Annotated in this window: 16 protein-coding genes; 10 read left to right on the top strand and 6 right to left on the bottom strand. The window is 72.6% G+C overall.

Annotation, left to right across the window (positions count from 1 at the left end):
* Nucleotide 1 precedes the first annotated feature (1 nt).
* Nucleotides 2-1,783 carry an IlvD/Edd family dehydratase gene (locus ACI3ET_RS00310; protein ID WP_405030897.1) on the top strand — a complete coding sequence of 594 codons (1,782 nt, stop codon included), beginning with the start codon at nt 2-4 and terminating at the stop codon, nt 1,781-1,783.
* 28 nt (nt 1,784-1,811) lie between these two features.
* Here ACI3ET_RS00310 and ACI3ET_RS00305 read toward each other — a convergent pair whose 3' ends face one another.
* Nucleotides 1,812-3,005 (bottom strand): O-succinylhomoserine sulfhydrylase, encoded by a 1,194-nt coding sequence (locus ACI3ET_RS00305; RefSeq protein WP_405030896.1) that lies wholly within the window; start codon nt 3,003-3,005, stop codon nt 1,812-1,814.
* 101 nt (nt 3,006-3,106) lie between these two features.
* On the opposite strand from ACI3ET_RS00305, the gene ACI3ET_RS00300 reads away from it, so the two are divergent.
* From ACI3ET_RS00300 to ACI3ET_RS00290, 3 genes are all read left to right on the top strand, one after another.
* Nucleotides 3,107-4,585 (top strand): cryptochrome/photolyase family protein, encoded by a 1,479-nt coding sequence (locus ACI3ET_RS00300; RefSeq protein ID WP_405030895.1) that lies wholly within the window; start codon nt 3,107-3,109, stop codon nt 4,583-4,585.
* 84 nt (nt 4,586-4,669) lie between these two features.
* On the top strand, nt 4,670-4,879 hold the full coding sequence (locus tag ACI3ET_RS00295; RefSeq protein ID WP_405030894.1) for a hypothetical protein: 210 nt from the start codon (nt 4,670-4,672) through the stop codon (nt 4,877-4,879).
* Nucleotides 4,880-5,171: 292 nt separating this feature from the next.
* On the top strand, nt 5,172-5,420 hold the full coding sequence (locus tag ACI3ET_RS00290) for a trypsin-like serine protease (RefSeq protein WP_405030912.1): 249 nt from the start codon (nt 5,172-5,174) through the stop codon (nt 5,418-5,420).
* Nucleotides 5,421-5,737: 317 nt separating this feature from the next.
* On the opposite strand, the gene ACI3ET_RS00285 is transcribed toward ACI3ET_RS00290, so the two are convergent.
* Nucleotides 5,738-5,929 (bottom strand): hypothetical protein, encoded by a 192-nt coding sequence (locus ACI3ET_RS00285; RefSeq protein ID WP_405030892.1) that lies wholly within the window; start codon nt 5,927-5,929, stop codon nt 5,738-5,740.
* Nucleotides 5,930-6,009: 80 nt separating this feature from the next.
* Between ACI3ET_RS00285 and ACI3ET_RS00280 the strand changes: the two genes are divergently transcribed.
* Nucleotides 6,010-7,227, top strand: a complete 1,218-nt coding sequence (locus ACI3ET_RS00280; RefSeq protein ID WP_405030891.1) for a zinc-binding dehydrogenase — start codon at nt 6,010-6,012, stop codon at nt 7,225-7,227.
* A gap of 100 nt (nt 7,228-7,327) precedes the next feature.
* On the opposite strand, the gene ACI3ET_RS00275 is transcribed toward ACI3ET_RS00280, so the two are convergent.
* The 3 genes from ACI3ET_RS00275 to ACI3ET_RS00265 are packed head-to-tail and all read right to left on the bottom strand — an operon-like array spanning nt 7,328 to nt 10,400.
* Nucleotides 7,328-7,975 carry a response regulator gene (locus ACI3ET_RS00275; RefSeq protein WP_405030890.1) on the bottom strand — a complete coding sequence of 216 codons (648 nt, stop codon included), beginning with the start codon at nt 7,973-7,975 and terminating at the stop codon, nt 7,328-7,330.
* Nucleotides 7,972-9,633, bottom strand: coding sequence for a sensor histidine kinase (locus tag ACI3ET_RS00270; RefSeq protein ID WP_405030889.1), 1,662 nt, complete (start codon nt 9,631-9,633; stop codon nt 7,972-7,974). The genes ACI3ET_RS00275 and ACI3ET_RS00270 overlap by 4 nt, the downstream gene beginning before the upstream one ends.
* A gap of 32 nt (nt 9,634-9,665) precedes the next feature.
* Nucleotides 9,666-10,400 carry a hypothetical protein gene (locus ACI3ET_RS00265; protein ID WP_405030888.1) on the bottom strand — a complete coding sequence of 245 codons (735 nt, stop codon included), beginning with the start codon at nt 10,398-10,400 and terminating at the stop codon, nt 9,666-9,668.
* Between the two features lie 163 nt (nt 10,401-10,563).
* On the opposite strand from ACI3ET_RS00265, the gene ACI3ET_RS00260 reads away from it, so the two are divergent.
* From ACI3ET_RS00260 to ACI3ET_RS00240, 5 genes are all read left to right on the top strand, one after another.
* Entirely contained in the window at nt 10,564-11,229 is a 666-nt protein-coding gene (locus ACI3ET_RS00260; protein WP_405030887.1) for a hemerythrin domain-containing protein, read from the top strand.
* 87 nt (nt 11,230-11,316) lie between these two features.
* Nucleotides 11,317-12,078 (top strand): TSUP family transporter, encoded by a 762-nt coding sequence (locus ACI3ET_RS00255; RefSeq protein ID WP_405030886.1) that lies wholly within the window; start codon nt 11,317-11,319, stop codon nt 12,076-12,078.
* A 13-nt stretch (nt 12,079-12,091) separates the two neighbouring features.
* Nucleotides 12,092-13,189 carry a tartrate dehydrogenase gene (locus ACI3ET_RS00250; protein WP_405030885.1) on the top strand — a complete coding sequence of 366 codons (1,098 nt, stop codon included), beginning with the start codon at nt 12,092-12,094 and terminating at the stop codon, nt 13,187-13,189.
* On the top strand, nt 13,186-14,352 hold the full coding sequence (locus ACI3ET_RS00245) for a mandelate racemase/muconate lactonizing enzyme family protein (RefSeq protein WP_405030884.1): 1,167 nt from the start codon (nt 13,186-13,188) through the stop codon (nt 14,350-14,352). Before ACI3ET_RS00250 ends, ACI3ET_RS00245 begins: the two co-directional genes overlap by 4 nt.
* The gene (locus ACI3ET_RS00240; RefSeq protein ID WP_405030883.1) at nt 14,352-15,500 is read left to right on the top strand and encodes a glycerate kinase; all 1,149 of its coding nucleotides are present in this window, start codon (nt 14,352-14,354) and stop codon (nt 15,498-15,500) included. The genes ACI3ET_RS00245 and ACI3ET_RS00240 overlap by 1 nt, the downstream gene beginning before the upstream one ends.
* A gap of 34 nt (nt 15,501-15,534) precedes the next feature.
* Here the strand turns inward: ACI3ET_RS00240 and ACI3ET_RS00235 are convergent, their stop codons facing one another.
* Nucleotides 15,535-16,560, bottom strand: a complete 1,026-nt coding sequence (locus ACI3ET_RS00235) for a LacI family DNA-binding transcriptional regulator (protein ID WP_405030882.1) — start codon at nt 16,558-16,560, stop codon at nt 15,535-15,537.
* Nucleotides 16,561-16,615 lie beyond the last annotated feature (55 nt).

Here is a 16,615-nt window from a genome sequence, read left to right as displayed (position 1 = left end):
CATGACTCGTCTGCGCAGCCAGGAGTGGTTCGACAACCCCGACAACACCGACATGACAGCGCTGTACATCGAGCGCTACATGAACTGGGGGCTGACGCGGGAAGAACTGCAGTCGGGGCGCCCGATCATCGGCATCGCCCAGACGGGGTCAGACCTTTCCCCCTGCAACCGGCATCACCTCGACCTGGCTGAGCGGGTCCGGGAAGGCATCCGCGAGATGGGCGGCATCGCGATCGAGTTCCCCTGCCACCCGATCCAGGAGACCGGCAAGCGCCCGACCGCGCTGCTGGACCGCAACCTGGCCTATCTGGGGCTCGTCGAGGTGCTCTACGGCTACCCGCTCGACGGCGTGGTGCTGACCACGGGTTGCGACAAGACCACTCCCGCGCTGCTCATGGGCGCGGCCACCGTGAACATCCCCGCCATCGTCCTCTCCGGCGGGCCGATGCTCAACGGCTGGTACGACGGCAAGCGGACGGGCTCGGGCACCATCGTGTGGAGGGCACGAGAGATGCTGGCGGCCGGGGAGATCGACGAGGCGCAGTTCGTCGACATGGTGGCCTCGTCCGCCCCCTCGCCGGGCCACTGCAACACCATGGGCACGGCGAGCACGATGAACTCGCTGGCCGAGGCCCTCGGCATGAGTCTGCCGGGCAGTGCGATCATCCCCGCCGTCCACCGGGACCGCGCGAGGGCCGCCTACCGCACGGGGCGGCGCATCGTGGAGATGGTGCACGAGGACCTCAAGCCGAGCGACATCCTCACGCGGCACGCGTTCGAGAACGCCATCCGGGTCAACTCGGCCATCGGCGGCTCGACCAACGCTCCCATCCACCTGACGGCCATCGCCCGCCACGTCGGCGTCGACCTGGAGATCGAGGACTGGCAGGAGGTCGGCCTGCACGTGCCGCTCCTGGTCAACCTGCAACCCGCGGGGGAGTACCTGGGGGAGGAGTTCTACCGCGCCGGCGGCGTGCCCGCGGTGGTCAACCAGCTCATGGGCGCCGGCCTCATCCACGAGGACGCGATGACGGTGAACGGCAGGACCGTCGGGGAGAACTACCGCGACACGCGCATCCAGGACACCGAGGTGATCCGTCCCTTCGACGACCCGATGCTCGCCGATGCCGGGTTCGTCGTGCTGACCGGGAACCTGTTCACCAGCGCGATCATGAAGACGAGCGTGATCTCGCCGGAGTTCCGCGAGCGCTACCTGTCCGACCCGGAGCACCCTGACCGCTTCGAGGGCCGCGCCATCGTCTTCGACGGTCCCGAGGACTACCACGCCCGGCTCAACGACCCCGAGCTCGGGATCGACGAGACGTGCATCCTCTTCATCCGGGGCGCCGGGCCTCTGGGGTACCCGGGTGGGGCCGAGGTGGTCAACATGCAGCCCCCGACCGAGCTCATCAAGCGGGGCATCCACCACCTGCCGTGCATCGGGGACGGTCGTCAGTCGGGGACCTCGGGGTCCCCGTCCATCCTCAACGCGGCCCCGGAGGCCGCGCTCGGATCCGGCCTCGCCGTCCTGCGCACCGACGACACGGTGCGGATCGACCTCGCGGCGGGGCGGGCCGACGTCCTCCTCGACGACGACGAGATCTCCTGGCGCCAGGCGGAGCTGGAGGAACAGGGCGGTTTCCCCGTCCCGGCCTCGCAGACCCCCTGGCAGGAGATCCAGCGCAACCTCGTGGAGCAGTTCGACGAGGGGATGGTCCTGCGGGGGGCGGCCGCCTACCAGCGGATCGCCCAGACCCGTGGTCTCCCGCGGGACAGCCACTGACCCTCTCGCTGGTCCTGACCGCGGCCGACTAGCCGCCGTAGGCGGCGGCCAGCCCGCGCTCCACGTCCTCGCGCAGGTCCTCGAGGTCCTCGAGCCCGACGGAGAGCCTGACCGTGCCGTCGGTGATGCCGGCGGCGACGCGTGCCTCCTCGGGCAGGCGTCGGTGGGTCGTCGTCGCAGGGTGCGTGGTGAGGGACTTGCTGTCGCCGAGGTTGTTGGAGATGTCGACGACCTCCAGGGCGTTCATGAACGCGAACGCCTCGTCCTTCCCGCCGTCCAGGGTGAAGGTCACGACGGTGCCGCCGCCGGTCATCTGCCGCCGGGCCAGCTCGTGCTGCGGGTGCGACTCCAGCCACGGGTGGAAGACGCGGACCACGCGGGGGTCGGCCTCGAGGTGGTGCGCGAGGGCCAGCGCGCTCTCCGCCATCCGCTCCACACGCAGGGTGAGGGTCTCCATACCCTTGAGGGTCACCCAGGCGTTGAACGGGGACATGGAGGGCCCGGTGTGGCGCACGAGCGTGCGGACGGGGCCGTAGACGATCTCGGCGGGGCCGAGGATCGCGCCGCCCATGACGCGTCCCTGGCCGTCGATGTGCTTGGTGGTGGAGTAGACGACGACGTCGGCGCCGTGGTCGAACGGACGGGAGAAGACCGGGGTGCCGAAGACGTTGTCGACGACGACGACCGCGCCGGCCCGGTGTGCGATCTCGCTGACCGCGGCGATGTCGACGAGCTCCTGGGTCGGGTTGGACGGGGTCTCGAAGAAGACGGCCGCGGCCGGGGTGGCCAGCGCCTCCTCCCACTGGCCGAGGTCCGTGCCGTCGACGAAGGTGCTCTCCACGCCCCAGCGCCGCAGGACCTCGTCGACGACGACGAAGCAGGAGCCGAAGAGGGCGCGCGAGGCGACGATGCGGTCGCCCTGCGCGCACAGCCCGCCCAGGGCTGTGAAGACGGCCGACATCCCGGACGCCGTCGCCTGGCAGGCCTCGGCGCCGTGCATCAGGCGCAGCCGCTCCTCGAGCATCGCGACCGTCGGGTTGCCGTAGCGGGAGTAGACGAAGCGCTCGATCTCGTCGTTGAACGCCGACTCGGCCTCCTCGGCGCTGGAGTAGACGTAGCCCGACGTCGGGTAGAGCGCCTCGGCGGTCTCGTCGAACTGGCTGCGCATGAGCCCGCCGCGGACGGCGAGGGTGTCGGGTCTCCAGGCGGCGGGGGTGTCCATGGACGGTCAATCTAGAGCAGCCCCACCGGACGCGTCGCCCTGCACGACCGGACGTCTCGGGTGGTCGGACCGTCTCGGGTGGTGGCCGCTACGGTCTGGGTATGCCGTCCGCGCTGCGACTGGTCTACCCGCACCAGCTCCACGCCGCGCAGCTGCACGTCGACCCCGGGACCGTGCTGGTCCTCGTCGAGGACGACCTGCTCTACCGTCAGCTGCCCTTCCATGCGCACAAGCTGGTCCTGCACCACGCGGCGGTGCGACGGTTCGCCGACCGGGCGCGCGACCAGGGGCTTGACGTCGAGATCGTAGAGAGCAGCGCAGACCGTGCCTCGGGTGCAGGCCTCGTGGAGCTGGTCTCGCGGCTGCGGCCGAGCAGGGTGAGCGTTCTCGACGTGAGCGACGACTGGCTGGGACGGCACTGCCGCGACCAGCTGCGCGAGGGCGGGTACGAGCTGCGGACCGAGGACGTGCTGGACACCCCCGGCTTCCTCACCACCCGGGCCCAGATCGCCGAGCACTTCGCCACGGGGACGGCACGGATGCAGCACTTCTACGCCTGGCAGCGACGTCGGCTGGACGTCCTCGTCGACGACGGACGGCCGGTCGGCGGGCGGTGGTCCTTCGACACCGAGAACCGCCGACGTCTGCCCCGGGACCACCCGGTCCCGGCACCCGCCCTCGGACCGGCGCGACGGCATACCCGGGTGGCAGAGGCGGTGGACTGGGTGTCGGAGCACTTTCCCGACGCGCCCGGCGACCCCGCCGCCTTCGCCTGGCCGACCTCGCACGCCGAGGCGGACGCGGCGCTGCGGCGCTTCCTCGACGAGCGGCTGGCGCAGTTCGGGCCCTACGAGGACGCGATCAGCGTGGAGCACCCGGTCGTCTTCCACGCCGCCATCTCACCCGCGCTCAACTGCGGGCTGATCGACCCCGCGCAGGTGCTCGAACGGGCGCTCGCCGCTGGGGAGGACCAGCAGGTCGAGCTGGCCAGCCTGGAGGGCTTCGTCCGTCAGCTGATCGGGTGGCGGGAGTACATGCGGGCGACGTACCGGCTCTGGGGACGGCGGATGCGCACGAGCAACGTGCTGGGGCACGGGAGGTCGCTGGGGCGGGGGTGGTGGACGGGGGAGACCGGGCTGGACCCCGTCGACCTCGTCGTGCGACGGGTGCTCGAGCGCGGCTACGCCCACCACATCGAGCGGCTCATGGTGCTGGGCAACGCGATGTGCCTGCTGCGGACCGACCCCGACGAGGTGTGGCGGTGGTTCATGGAGATGTTCGTCGACGCCTACGACTGGGTGATGGTGCCGAACGTGTATGCCATGAGCCAGTTCGCCGCGGGCGAGGCGATCACGACCAAGCCCTACGTGTCGGGGAGCAACTACCTGCGCACGATGTCGGACGTGCCGAGGGGCGCGTGGTGCGAGGCCTGGGACGGCCTCTACTGGAGCTTCGTCGAGGACCACCGTGAGGTCTTCGAGGCCAACCCCCGGGCGTCCTTCGCGGTGCGCACGCTGGACGGGCTGGACGACGGGCGCCGTGCCCAGCACCGCGCGGCGGCCGCGCCGTGGCTGGCCTGACTCGGCCCTCGAGCGGACGCGGCGGGGTGGGTGGCGGCGGGGGGTGTGCTGCCCTGCAGTCAGACCGGGGACGGCGGTCTGCTGGTGAGCATCGAGATCCCTCAGCACGTCACCGACGGAGGAGTCCTCGTGCCAGCCGCGCACGGGTCGATGGTCCTCGCCGGGGTGCGGGCCCGCCCGCTGCGCCGTCCCCTGGCCCTGGTGCTGCCGGAGGGAGCGCTCCGGGTCTCGGGGCGGCGGTCGAGCCGTCACGAGGACATCGAGGACCCCGACGACGAGCCGCACGAGGTATGACGATCACGCGCCAGTGGGCAGGACACCCGCCTACCCAGCAGGAGGAACCATGAGGACCAGGCGCGGCACGATGCCGACGGACCGTGCCTAGCCCTACGCCACGCAGCTGGCCGGCCACTGGGCGGCCCGCGCGCCGGTGACAAAGAGGGCGGCGCGACGGTCCTGCGCTGGGAGACGGGGCAGACGATCACCCTGCGTCCGGTGGACGGGGCGCTCGACATCGGAGTCTCCTTCAGCGACCACGCGGTACCCCTCCCCGGGGTGACCGCCCGAGGGCGCGTCTCGCGAGGCGATCCGGGGTGACGGCGCCATCGACCGCGGCAACTCGGGCGGGCCGGCGCTGACCCGGGACGGCGAGGTCGCCGGGGTGGCCACGCTCGTGGTGCAGGAGGCCAACCAGCTGCAGATGCTGCCGATCCTCTTCACCGCCGACGCGACCTTCGACGGCCTCTACGACTCGTGCGCCGCCGGCGACCTGGCCGCCGGCGACGAGCTGTGGGGGCTCTCGGCCTACGGCTCGGACCACAGGCGTTCGCGATGACCTGCGGGGGGTACGTCCCCGACGGCTGGGGCTCCTGCGTCGACCGCGAGGCCGAGGCTGCCGAGCTCCAAGGTGCTCGTGGACGCGTGCCTGGCGGGCCACATGCAGGCGTGCGACGGCCTCTACTGGACGGTGCGTCTGGCACGCCGGAGCAGGCGGTGGCCGACGACTGCGGTGGAACGTATCCCGGCGAGGGCGGCATGTGCGTCTACCGCCGGGAGAACCCTCACGCAGAACGGGGCCCCGTTCACGACCGTCGCTTCTCGACATCGACAAGTCGGACACGGTCCCGAGGACCCGATGTCGAGAAGAGGCGGTCAGTCTCGCCGGCTGGCCCGCCGGCCATGGCTGGGCCGTCCAACCTCAGCCCGGCGGCAGCAGCCCGAAACGAGCGCCATCGCCAGGGTGTGCCCGACCGCCTTCGTCCACCGGGTGCCCATCACCGTCGGGTGGTAGAAGATGAAGCCGACGAGCAGGGACGCCACGACGGCACCGACGACGGCGAACATCGTTGATCGCGGGAACGGTCACCGGCGCAGCACACGGACGTCGGGACCCCGGCGACGCACCGACAGATGGAGCACGAGTGATGTCCGCCGACCCGAACCCCGTCGACCCGACCACCACCGACCCGAACCCCGTCGATCCGACCACCACCGACCCGAACCCGACCGTGCCCCCGACGATGCGGGCCGCCGTCTGGCGCGGTGCCGGCCGACCGCTCACGCTCGAGGAGCTGCACACCCCCGTCCCGCAGCAGGACGAGGTGCTCGTCAGGGTCACCGCGTGCGGAGTCTGCCACTCCGACCTGCACGTCCTCGACGGTGCGATCCCGTTCCCGCAGCCGGCGGTCCTGGGGCACGAGATCTCGGGCACGATCACCGCGCTCGGTCCCGGGGCCGAGCGCCGGGGACTCACGGTGGGCCGGTCGGTCTCGGGTGCCTTCCTCATGCCATGCGGCTGGTGCACCCACTGCGTCGCGGGGCGTGACGACCTCTGCTCGGAGTTCTTCGGCAAGAACAGGCTGGCCGGGCAGCTCTTCGACGGCACCAGCCGGCTGCGGGGCCTGGACGGCGAGACCGTCGCGATGTACTCGATGGGCGGGCTGGCCGAGTATGCCGTGCTGCCCGCGACCTCGGTCGCGCCGCTGCCGCCGGAGCTGGAGATGGTGAGCGCCGCCATCCTCGGGTGCGCGGGCCTGACCGCCTACGGCGCCGTCCGCCGGGCCGCGGACGTGCGGCCCGGCGAGACCGTCGCGGTCGTCGCCGTGGGCGGAGTGGGGTCCAACCTCGTCCAGGTCGCCGCCGCGTTCGGCGCCTCGCAGGTCATCGCCGTGGACATCGACGACGAGAAGCTGGCGGCGGCCGGGCGGCTGGGTGCCACCCACACCGTCAACTCCCTGACGACCGACGCCCGGCAGGCGGTCCTGGACCTGACCGGCGGCCGCGGGGTCGACGTCGCCTTCGAGGCGGTGGGTGGTCCCAGGACGTTCGAGCTGGCCCTGCAGGTGCTGGCGCCCGGCGGCCGGATGGTGCCCGTCGGCCTCGGCGCGGCGGGGGAGACGGCCCCCGTCGAGATCAACCTCATGGTCCGGCGCAGCCTGCGGATCATCGCCAACTACGGCGCACGCACCCGCACCGACCTGCCGGCCGTCATCGAGCTCGCGGCCTCGGGGGCGCTGCGCTACCGCGACGTCGTCACCCGGACCTACGGGTTCGAGGAGGTCGACGAGGCCTACGGCGCCCTGCGCGCCGGGACGATCACCGGGCGTGCCGTGGTGACGATCGGGGAGATGTCTCAGGGCTGATGGACCACCGACCGGAAGACCCCGACATCGGGAAGTCGGCAACGATGCCGACTTCGCGATGTCGAGAACCCGCGGTCGGTTCTTCCTCCGACCCCGGACGTCAGGGCTGCCGGTAGCGCAGCATCGCCTCGCGCCGGTTGCTGACCTGCAGCTTGGCCAGGATGCTGCTGACGTGGTTGCGGACGGTGATGGGCGAGATGAAGAGCGCCGCACCGATCGCCGGGTTGGACTCGCCCTCGGCAAGGCGCTCGAGGACCTCGCGCTCGCGCTCCGACAGCGACGGGAACCGTTCGCCGGTGCGGGACGGCTGACCGGCGAAGTAGGCCAGCATCCGGGCCGCGGTGCCGGACCCGAACACGGCGTGCCCGTCCGCGACGGCGCGCACGGCGCTGGCCACCTCGTCGGCGGAGGCTCCCTTGACGAGGTAGCCGTGCGCGCCGGCCCGCACCGCCGCGAAGACGCTCGCGTCGTCGTCGGACAGGGTGAGGACGAGCACCCGCGGCGCAGCGTGGCTGTCCTCGCGTCCTTGGACGGCAGTGAGCTGCGAGATCGCCTCGAGGCCACCCATCCCCGGCATGGCCAGGTCCATCAGCACGACGTCGGGCTCGGTGGCACGGATCTTCGCCAGGGCGGTGGCGCCGTCGACGGCCTCACCGACGACCGTCAGGTCGCTGGTCCGCTCGAGGGCGAAGCGCAGCCCGTCCCGGAACATGGAGTGGTCGTCGACGATGACCACGCGGACCGTCATGTCGGCACCGTGCTGAGCGGGAGGCGGGCCTCCACCGTGGTGCCGCCACCCTCGGTGTCCCGGATCGTCAGCCGGCCACCGAGCTCCGTCGCCCGCTCCCGCATGGAGAGGGTGCCGACACCGGGACGGGTCGACCGGGTGCCGCACCCCGCGTCCGCGACCCGGACGACCACGGTGGTGCCGACCTGCTCCAGGGACACCTCGACCCGTTGCGCGCCGCTGTGGCGAGCCGCGTTCGTGATCGCCTCGGACCCGATCCGGTATGCCGCGACCTCCACGCTCGCAGGCAGGGCCGGAACCGGGGCGGCACGCACCACGAGGTCGACGCCCTGCCGCTCGGCGAGGTCGCGCAGGGCACCGAGGAGCCCGAGCTCGTCCAGGCCCGGAGGACGGAGGCCACGGCTGAGCCGGCGCACGTCGTCCAACGCCCTGCGTGACGCGTCCTCGAGCCGTGCCAGGCGCTCGGCCGCGGTGTCGGGCTCGGTCCGCACGATCTCGGCCACCACTCCCAGCTGCATCGTCAGACCCGCCAGGGTCGGCCCGAGGACGTCGTGCAGCTCACGCCGCAGGGCGGCGCGCTCGTCCTCCCTCGCCGCGACCATCTCGTGCCTGCTCTGCAGGAGCTGCCCCTCCAACAGCGTGACCAGCTCCTCGTCGTCCGGACCCGGCCCGTTCCGCAGGCGCCGGAGCGCCCGACGAAGGAGGTCGCCCAGGGGCAGCTGGGCGACCGCCACGACGGCAGCGACGAGGCCCACCGCCAAGGGCGGGACATCCACCCCGCTGCTGCGCAGGAGCGCGAGCACACTCACGGTCGTCAACGCCGCCAGAGCCGACAGGGTCGAGTAGACGAGCGCGTGGCCCACGACGATGGCCGCCCGGCGCATGTGCCGCCTCAGCACCGCCGATACGAGGGACCCGGCGAGCAGCGCAGCACCGGCGACGTCGAGGACCCCGCTGGCCGCCGGCCACACCCACTGGCCCACGACGACGCAGAGCAGGAACACCATCGCCGCGGCCAGCACGTCCGTCAGACGACGCCGTTCGTCCCCCCAGCCCCGGGAGATGCGGTGCGCGATCGCCCCGGCGGCGAGGACCAGCGGTCCGGTCAGGAGCCACGGCTCCAGCGTCGTCACCACCCCCGTCCAGGCGCTGGGCAGCACGCCGACGGGGTTGGTCAGCGAGGCGGTCCACCCCGGGAGCTCGGTGTCGGGCGCGGGGGCCGGTCCGCGCAGCAGGGCCCAGGCGCTGATCAGCGCCAGCTGGGCACCGAGGACGACGGTGACCACGGGCCGCCACCGGCGTGAGGGCAGGCGTCCGTCGGGCAGCAGGAGGAGGACGAGCAGGGTGGCGGGGACGATGAGGGCCGAGGCGCGGTCGGTCGCCCACGCCGCCCAGGGTGCGGCCGTGCGGTGCCCCGACTCCAGCCACGCGGTCGCCAGGCCCGCCGTCGCGAACATTCCGGCCGCCAGGAGGACCAGCCACCCGACCGGGTTGCGGGGTCGGTCGGCGGCGATGAGGGCACCGGGCACCGCCCACAGGGAGGCGACGAGGACGAGCTTCCACGGCACGTCGGTGGGCGCAAGCGCGGCCGCGGCCGCCGCCGTGACGACGACCCCCGCGGCCAGGGCCCCTGCGGTGAGACGCGTCAGCACGGTCACGACCTCAGTATGGGCGGCTGCCGACCTCGGCGTCAGCCCTCATCGTCCTTGTTCTCGGTGGTGGGGGGTGCACCCGCCCAGGCCGTCCGGGGCAGCCGTACCATCTGCACGCCGAGCCAGACCAACGAGGCCATCAGGAGGAGGTGGGGCTCCAGCGGGCCGACGGCCGATGCCAGGAAGTCCCAGAGGAGAAAGACGACGAGCAGGACGAGCGGGACACGGTGCAGGACCCGCGAGCGCCAGCCGGCGACCGCGAGCAGCAGCATGCCGAGGAAGGAGCCGACGAGGTGGGGGACCAGGGCGACGGCCGTCACCCCGGTGTGGGACAGGAAGGCCTCGTTGAGGGCGACGGCGTCGTCCACCCCCAGCGCACCGGGCGCCACCGTGCCGGCGGTGTAGCCCAGCGCGATGATCGTGTGGAACCCCCACATCCCCCACAGCGCCAGGACAGTGGCGGTGGCCGTCAGGCGGGGGGACCTCCAACGACAGACCTGGGCCAGCCCGAGGATGCCCAGCGGCAGGAAGAAGAGGCTGGCGAGCAGGGCGCTCTGCTCGACCTGGTGGAGGACGGGGTGCTCGGTGCCCCAGCGGATCTGCTCGGAGAAGTCGAGGTCGCCCATGAGGAGGTGACCGGCGTAGGGCGCGCCGCCGTTGAGCAGCCCGGCGAGGACGAGGCTGAGGCCGGCACCGATCTGCGCCGCCCGGGAGAGCGGCGGCACCTCGGCATGTGTGTCGGGTGGGGTGGTGGGACGGACTGAGGTGGTCATGGCTCTCCTGTCGGGTCGGGGCTGGTCCCTCCCAGGTTGTCGCCCGGCAGCCGCCCGGCACATGGTGCAGATGTCCCAGAGCTGCCGTGCCGCGGACCTCTTGTCAGTGAGTCGAGTCCGGTCGTAGTCTCGCGACGAGCACCACTTCGCTGGAGGAGCGACCATGGGTGACACGCCGACGAGGGGTCCCTGCGACGCGAGCGGCATGATCGAGATCCACCGGATGTATCGCGCCGGCTTCGGTGAGGGACCCGCGCTCGTCGCGGCGGTGGCCGAGGGTGATGCCGCCCACGCCGACGTCGTGGGTGACCACCTCGGCATGCTGTCGGTCAGCCTGCACGCGCACCACGAGTTCGAGGACGAGCGCCTGTGGGACACCATCGACAGCCGGGCGCCGGCGTGCGCGCTGCACGTGGGGCGGATGAAGGAGCAGCACGCGCAGCTGCTGGTCCACCTCCGCGCGCTCGAAGCGGCGCTGCCGGCCTGGCGGGAGAGCGGCCGGACCGCAGACGCCGCCGCCGTGGCCGCCGCGCTCGAGGGCGTCAACGCCGGGCTGGCGGTGCACCTGCCGGACGAGGAGGAGCACATCGTCCCCGTGATGGAGCGGGTGCTCACCCAGCGTGAGATCGACGCCGCCGGCAAGCACGGCCGCCGGGCGACGCCCAAGGGCAAGACCTGGCAGCAGCTCGGCGCCATCCTCGCCGCGCAGCCCGACGGCGGGAACGAGTGGCAGCGCAAGCACCTGCCTCCACCCTTCCGGATGGTCTGGCGACTGGTCGGACGCTCCAGGTATGAGGCGAGCCGCGCGGCCCTGCGCGGTGCCGGGTAGGGTCCGGCGCGTCGGTGCGGCGGCGGTCCCGGGATCGCACGATGCTGTTGTGCGGAAGCAGCTCTCTCGGGTGCCAGACTGCCCCGCATGACCCTGACGGCCTCCGCGATCGCGTTCATCGCGGTCGCGATCGTCGTCGGGGCCACCCTGCAACGGGTCTCCGGCTTCGGGATGGGCCTGGTCGTCGCGCCGCTGCTGGCCGTCCTGCTCGGTGCAGCACCCGGCGTGCTGGTGGCCAACGCCACCACGACGGTGTCGGCGCTGATGCTGACCATCGCGATGCGGCACGCCGTGGAGTGGCGACGGGCCGCCCTCATCGGCGTCGCCGCCGTCCCCGGTGCTGTCCTCGGAGCGCTCCTCGTCGGCGCGCTCCCGGGACCGGTCCTGCAGGTCGTGGTCGGCGCGGTGGTGCTGCTCGGCCTCGGCACCGGGTGGCTGGTCGACCACCTGGGCCGGCTGCCGCACGTGCGCCGCTGGTGGGTGACGCCGGCGGCCGGGCTGGTGGGCGGGCTCCTCAACACCACGGCAGGGGTGGCCGCGCCGGCGATGGTGGTCCACGCGAGACTCGTGCGCTGGAGCCAGCGGGGCCTGGCCGCCACGATGCAGCCGGTCTTCATGATCATGGGCGCCCTGTCGGTCCTGGCCAAGACGTTCGTCACCCCGGTGTCCGGGTGGGTCCCGCCGTGGTGGCTGGCGCTCTACGTCGTCGGTGGGGTGCTGGTGGGCATCGGCCTCGGCGGCTGGCTCTCGAGCCGGGTCTCGAGCCGGAGCGCCCGCCGGACGGCCGTCGTGCTGGCTGCGCTGGGCGGGTTCTCCGCACTCGTCCGCGGGCTTGTGTCCCTGACCTGAGAGGCTGTCGACCATGAGCGCCCCTGCACCCGACGCCCCCCAGAAGGTCTCCGTCGCCGTGATCCCCGGAGACGGGATCGGCACCGAGGTCATGGAGCCCACGCTGGGCATCCTCGAGGCCGTCGGCGCGCGCCACGGACTGGAGTTCGCCTGGCAGCACCACGACTGGAGCTGCGAGTACTACACCAGGACCGGCCGGATGATGCCCGAGGACGGCCTGGACCAGCTGGCCGCGGCCGACCAGATCCTCCTGGGCGCCGTCGGGTTCCCGGGGGTCCCCGACCACGTCTCGCTCTGGGGTCTGCTGATCCCGATCCGACGGACCTTCAGGCAGTACATCAACCTGCGCCCCGTCAGGCTGATGCCCGGGATCGACTGCCCGCTCGTCCTGCGCGAGGGCACCGAGATCGACTTCGTCGTCGTCCGCGAGAACAACGAGGGCGAGTACTCCGAGGTCGGCGGACGCATGTACCGCGGCACCCCGGACGAGTTCGCCGTGCAGGAGTCGGTGTTCACGCGGCGTGGCGTCGAGCGCGCGGCCGGCTTCGCGCTCGACCTCGCGGCATCCCGTCGGGGGAGCCTCGCGTCCGCCACCAAGTCCAACGGCATCGTGCACACCATGCCGTTCTGGGACGAGGTCGTCCACGAGTGCGCCCGCGACTACCCGGGCGTGGAGGTGCGCGACTATCACATCGACGCCCTCGCAGCGCTGTTCGTCCTGGACCCGGGCCGCTTCGACGTGGTCGTCGCCTCGAACCTCTTCGGCGACATCCTCACCGACCTGGGCGCGGCCATCATCGGCAGCATCGGCATCGCACCCTCGGCCAACCTCAACCCGGAGGGCGAGCACCCGTCGATGTTCGAGCCGGTCCACGGCTCCGCCCCGGACATCGCCGGCCAGGGGATCGCGAACCCCCTCGGTCAGATCTGGGCGGCGTCGATGATGCTCGACCAGCTCGGGCACCCGCAGGCAGCCGCGGAGGTGGTCTCGGCGATCGAGGCCAGCCTCACCTCCGGCGTGCGCACCCGCGACCTCGGCGGCACGGCGAGCACGACCGAGGTGGCCGACGCTGTCCTGCAGCACATCGTCGGCACGGAGCCCGCGTCGTGAGGATCGTGGAGGTCCGCGAGCGGACCCTTCCCATCAGCAGCCGGATCCGCAACGCGGTCGTGGACTTCTCGCAGATGACCCTCAGCCTGGCGGCCGTCGTCACCGACGAGGTGCGCGACGGGCGCCCGGTCGTGGGATTCGGGTTCAACTCCAACGGCCGCTACGGCCAGGGCTCGCTCCTGCGCGAGCGCTTCGTCCCCCGGCTCACGGCGGCCGACCCCGACGGCCTCCTCGACGACCGCGGTCTCATCGACCCGCACCTGGCCTGGGACGTCATGATGACGAACGAGAAGCCCGGCGGCCACGGCGAGCGCTCGGTCGCGGTCGGCGTGCTCGACATGGCGCTGTGGGACCTGCGGGCCAAGCTGGAGGAACGCCCGCTCTACGACCTCATCGCCGAGCGGCACGGCACCGGGTCCTCGGACCGTCGCGTCTTCGTCTACGCCGCCGGCGGCTACTACCACCCCGGCAAGGGCACCCGGGGGCTCAAGGACGAGCTGCTCAGCTACCTCGACCGCGGCTACAGCGTCGTCAAGATGAAGATCGGCGGCGCACCCCTGGCCGAGGACCTCGCCCGCGTCGAGGCCGCGCTGTCCGTCCTCGGCCCGGGCCAGCGCCTCATGGTCGACGCGAACGGGCGGTTCGACGCGGAGGAGGCCACGGCATACCTGGGGGCGCTGGAGGCCTATGACCTGCAGTGGTACGAGGAGCCGACGGACCCGTTGGACTACGACGGCCTGCGCAGGGTCGCGGAACGGCGCACCTCGGTGCCGCTCGCCACGGGGGAGAACCTGTTCTCCCACCAGGACGCGCTCAACCTCGCGCGGTACGGCGGTCTGGACCCCAAGCGCGACTACCTGCAGTTCGACTGCGCCCTCAGCTACGGGCTGGTGGAGTACCTCCGCACGCTGGAGGCGCTCCGCCCGCTGGGCTGGGAGCCGAGCCGGTTCATCCCGCACGGCGGCCACCAGATGTCGCTGAACCTCGCGGCGGGGCTGGGCCTGGGCGGCAACGAGTCCTACCCCGACCTGTTCCAGCCGTTCGGCGGCTTCCCCGACGGTGTCCAGGTCGAGGACGGCCACATCACCATGCCCGAGCTGGCGGGCATCGGCTTCGAGGGCAAGTCGGACCTCGCCGCCGTCTGCGCCGCGCTCCTCGACTGATGTCGCGCCGGCCCCGGGTGCTGCTCGCTCCCGACAAGTTCAAGGGAACCCTCACGGGGGTGGAGGCCGCCGAGGCCATGGCCGCCGGCGTCCGCGCGGCGATGCCCGACGCCGACGTCAGGATCGTCCCGCTCGCCGACGGTGGCGAGGGGACGGTGGACGCGGTCCTGGCGGCCGGCGCGGAGGAGCACGAGCACACCGTCGCCGGTCCCCTCGGCTCGTCGGTGAGCGCCCGCCTCGCCCTCCGGGGCAGGACAGCGGTGGTCGAGGCGGCGCAGGCCTGCGGGCTCCAGCTGCTGGACCCCACGCCCGCCACCGCGCTCGCCGCGCACTCGATCGGCGTGGGCGAGCTCATCAGGCTCGCCCTCGGGACGGGGGCCGAGCGCGTCGTCGTCGGGCTGGGCGGCGTGGCGTGCACGGACGGAGGAGCGGGTATGGCGTGCGCGCTCGGCGCGCGCCTCCTCGACGCGAGCGGCCGGCCGCTGCCGCCGGGTGGCGGCTCCCTGGCCGACCTGGCCTCCGTGGACCTCGGCCCCCTGCGGGAGACGGTCGGCGGCGCGACCTTCGTGGCCGCCACCGACGTCACCAACCCCCTGCTCGGTCCGCACGGTGCCGCCGGGGTCTACGCGCCGCAGAAGGGGGCCGGGCCCGCGGAGGTCCGGCTGCTCGAGACCGGACTCACCCGGTGGGCGCAGCTCACCGAGGACCTGGGCGCGACGCCCCGTGACCTCCCCGGCGGTGGGGCGGCCGGCGGCCTCGGCTGGGGCATGGTCGCCCTCCTCGGCGCCGGTCTGAGCCCGGGGGCCGACCTCGTCATGGACCTCGTCGGGATGGACGAGGCCCTGGCGTGGGCCGACCTCGTCGTCACGGGGGAGGGCAAGCTCGACCGGCAGAGCACCTACGGCAAGGGTCCGGTCGCGCTCGCCCGTTCGGCGTCAGACCGTGGTCTGCCCGTCCTCGGGATCGGCGGCGCGGTCGAGCACGAGAGCTGGGCCGACCACGGGTTCACCCACGTCTCCTCGCTCGTCGAGCTGGTGGGCGAGGAGCAGGCACTGCGCTCCGCCGGCCCGGCGCTCCAGCGCGCGACGGAGGCGGCGGTGCGGCGCTGGATGGACGAGGACACGGCCCCCGTCGTGCGGGCAGACTGACCCTGAGGCGCCCCGCGCTCTGGCCTGCGCAGCGTCACGCAGGGTGGCTCGACGCACGGACGACGAGCCTCGGCTCGAGTCGCCGGGAGGCGGGAGACCCACCGTCGATGAGCTCGAGCAGCACCCGCGCTGCTCCTCGTCCCACCTCCGCGACGCGGGAGTCCACGGACGTGAGCGGTACGGGCAGCGCTGCGGCCAGGTCCAGGTTGTTGTATCCCACGAGCGCGACGTCGTCGGGAACCGAGCGTCCCCTGTCCCGCAGGGCACCCAGCACCCCCACGGCAACGTTGTCGCTCGCCGCGAAGATGGCTGTGATGCCGGGGTCGGCATCGAGGACCCGGGCGCCCGCAGCCGCGCCGGAGCGCACGTCGAAGGGGCACGGGACGACGGCGGACGCCCGGACCTCGACGCCGGCCTCCTCGCAGGCGTCGAGGAAGCCCTGCGTCCGCTCGGCGCCGGTGCTCGCCCTGGTGTCGCCGGCGACCACCCCGACACGGGTGTGGCCCAGGGCGAGCAGGTGCTGGGCAGCGAGGCGTCCGCCGAGCAGGTCGTCGATGCCGACGCTCAGGCGCCCAGGGAGGCAGCGGAGGGCGAGCACGTACGGGATCCCGGTGGCGTCGAGCTCGTCGACCACGTTCGAGTCCCGCAGCGAGTCGGCCACGACGACGCCGTCGACCTGTCGGTCGAGGAGAAGATCGAGCCGTTGCTGCCGCAGGTCCGACCGGTTGAGGGTGTTGGCCACGAGAGTGGCGTACCCAGCCTCGATCGCGGCGTCGTCCACCCCCTCGTAGAGGGTCGCGAGCACCTCGTCCGACAACCGCGGGACCAGCATCCCCACGACGAGCGAGCGGCCCGTGCGCAGGGCCCGGGCGTTCAGGTTCGAGCGGTAGCCGCGGTCGTGCGCCAGCTGCCTGATGGCCTCGACGGTCGCAGGGGAGACGCCCTTCGGCGTTGTCGACAACGCGCGCGACACGGTTGAGACGTGCACCCCGAGCTCGGTCGCCAGGCTGGTGAGCGTCGCCGGCCGGGGGTGACGGCTCTGTGCCGGATCAGTTCCCACGAAGACAAGTGTCGTGGACCCTTGACCAGGCCGCAAACGTTCGCTTTACTAAGCC

This window comes from Ornithinimicrobium jinqii (genome assembly GCF_045032595.1).
Classification (GTDB): Bacteria; Actinomycetota; Actinomycetes; order Actinomycetales; family Dermatophilaceae; genus Ornithinicoccus.
This window is presented reverse-complemented; position numbering and strand designations above follow the sequence as displayed.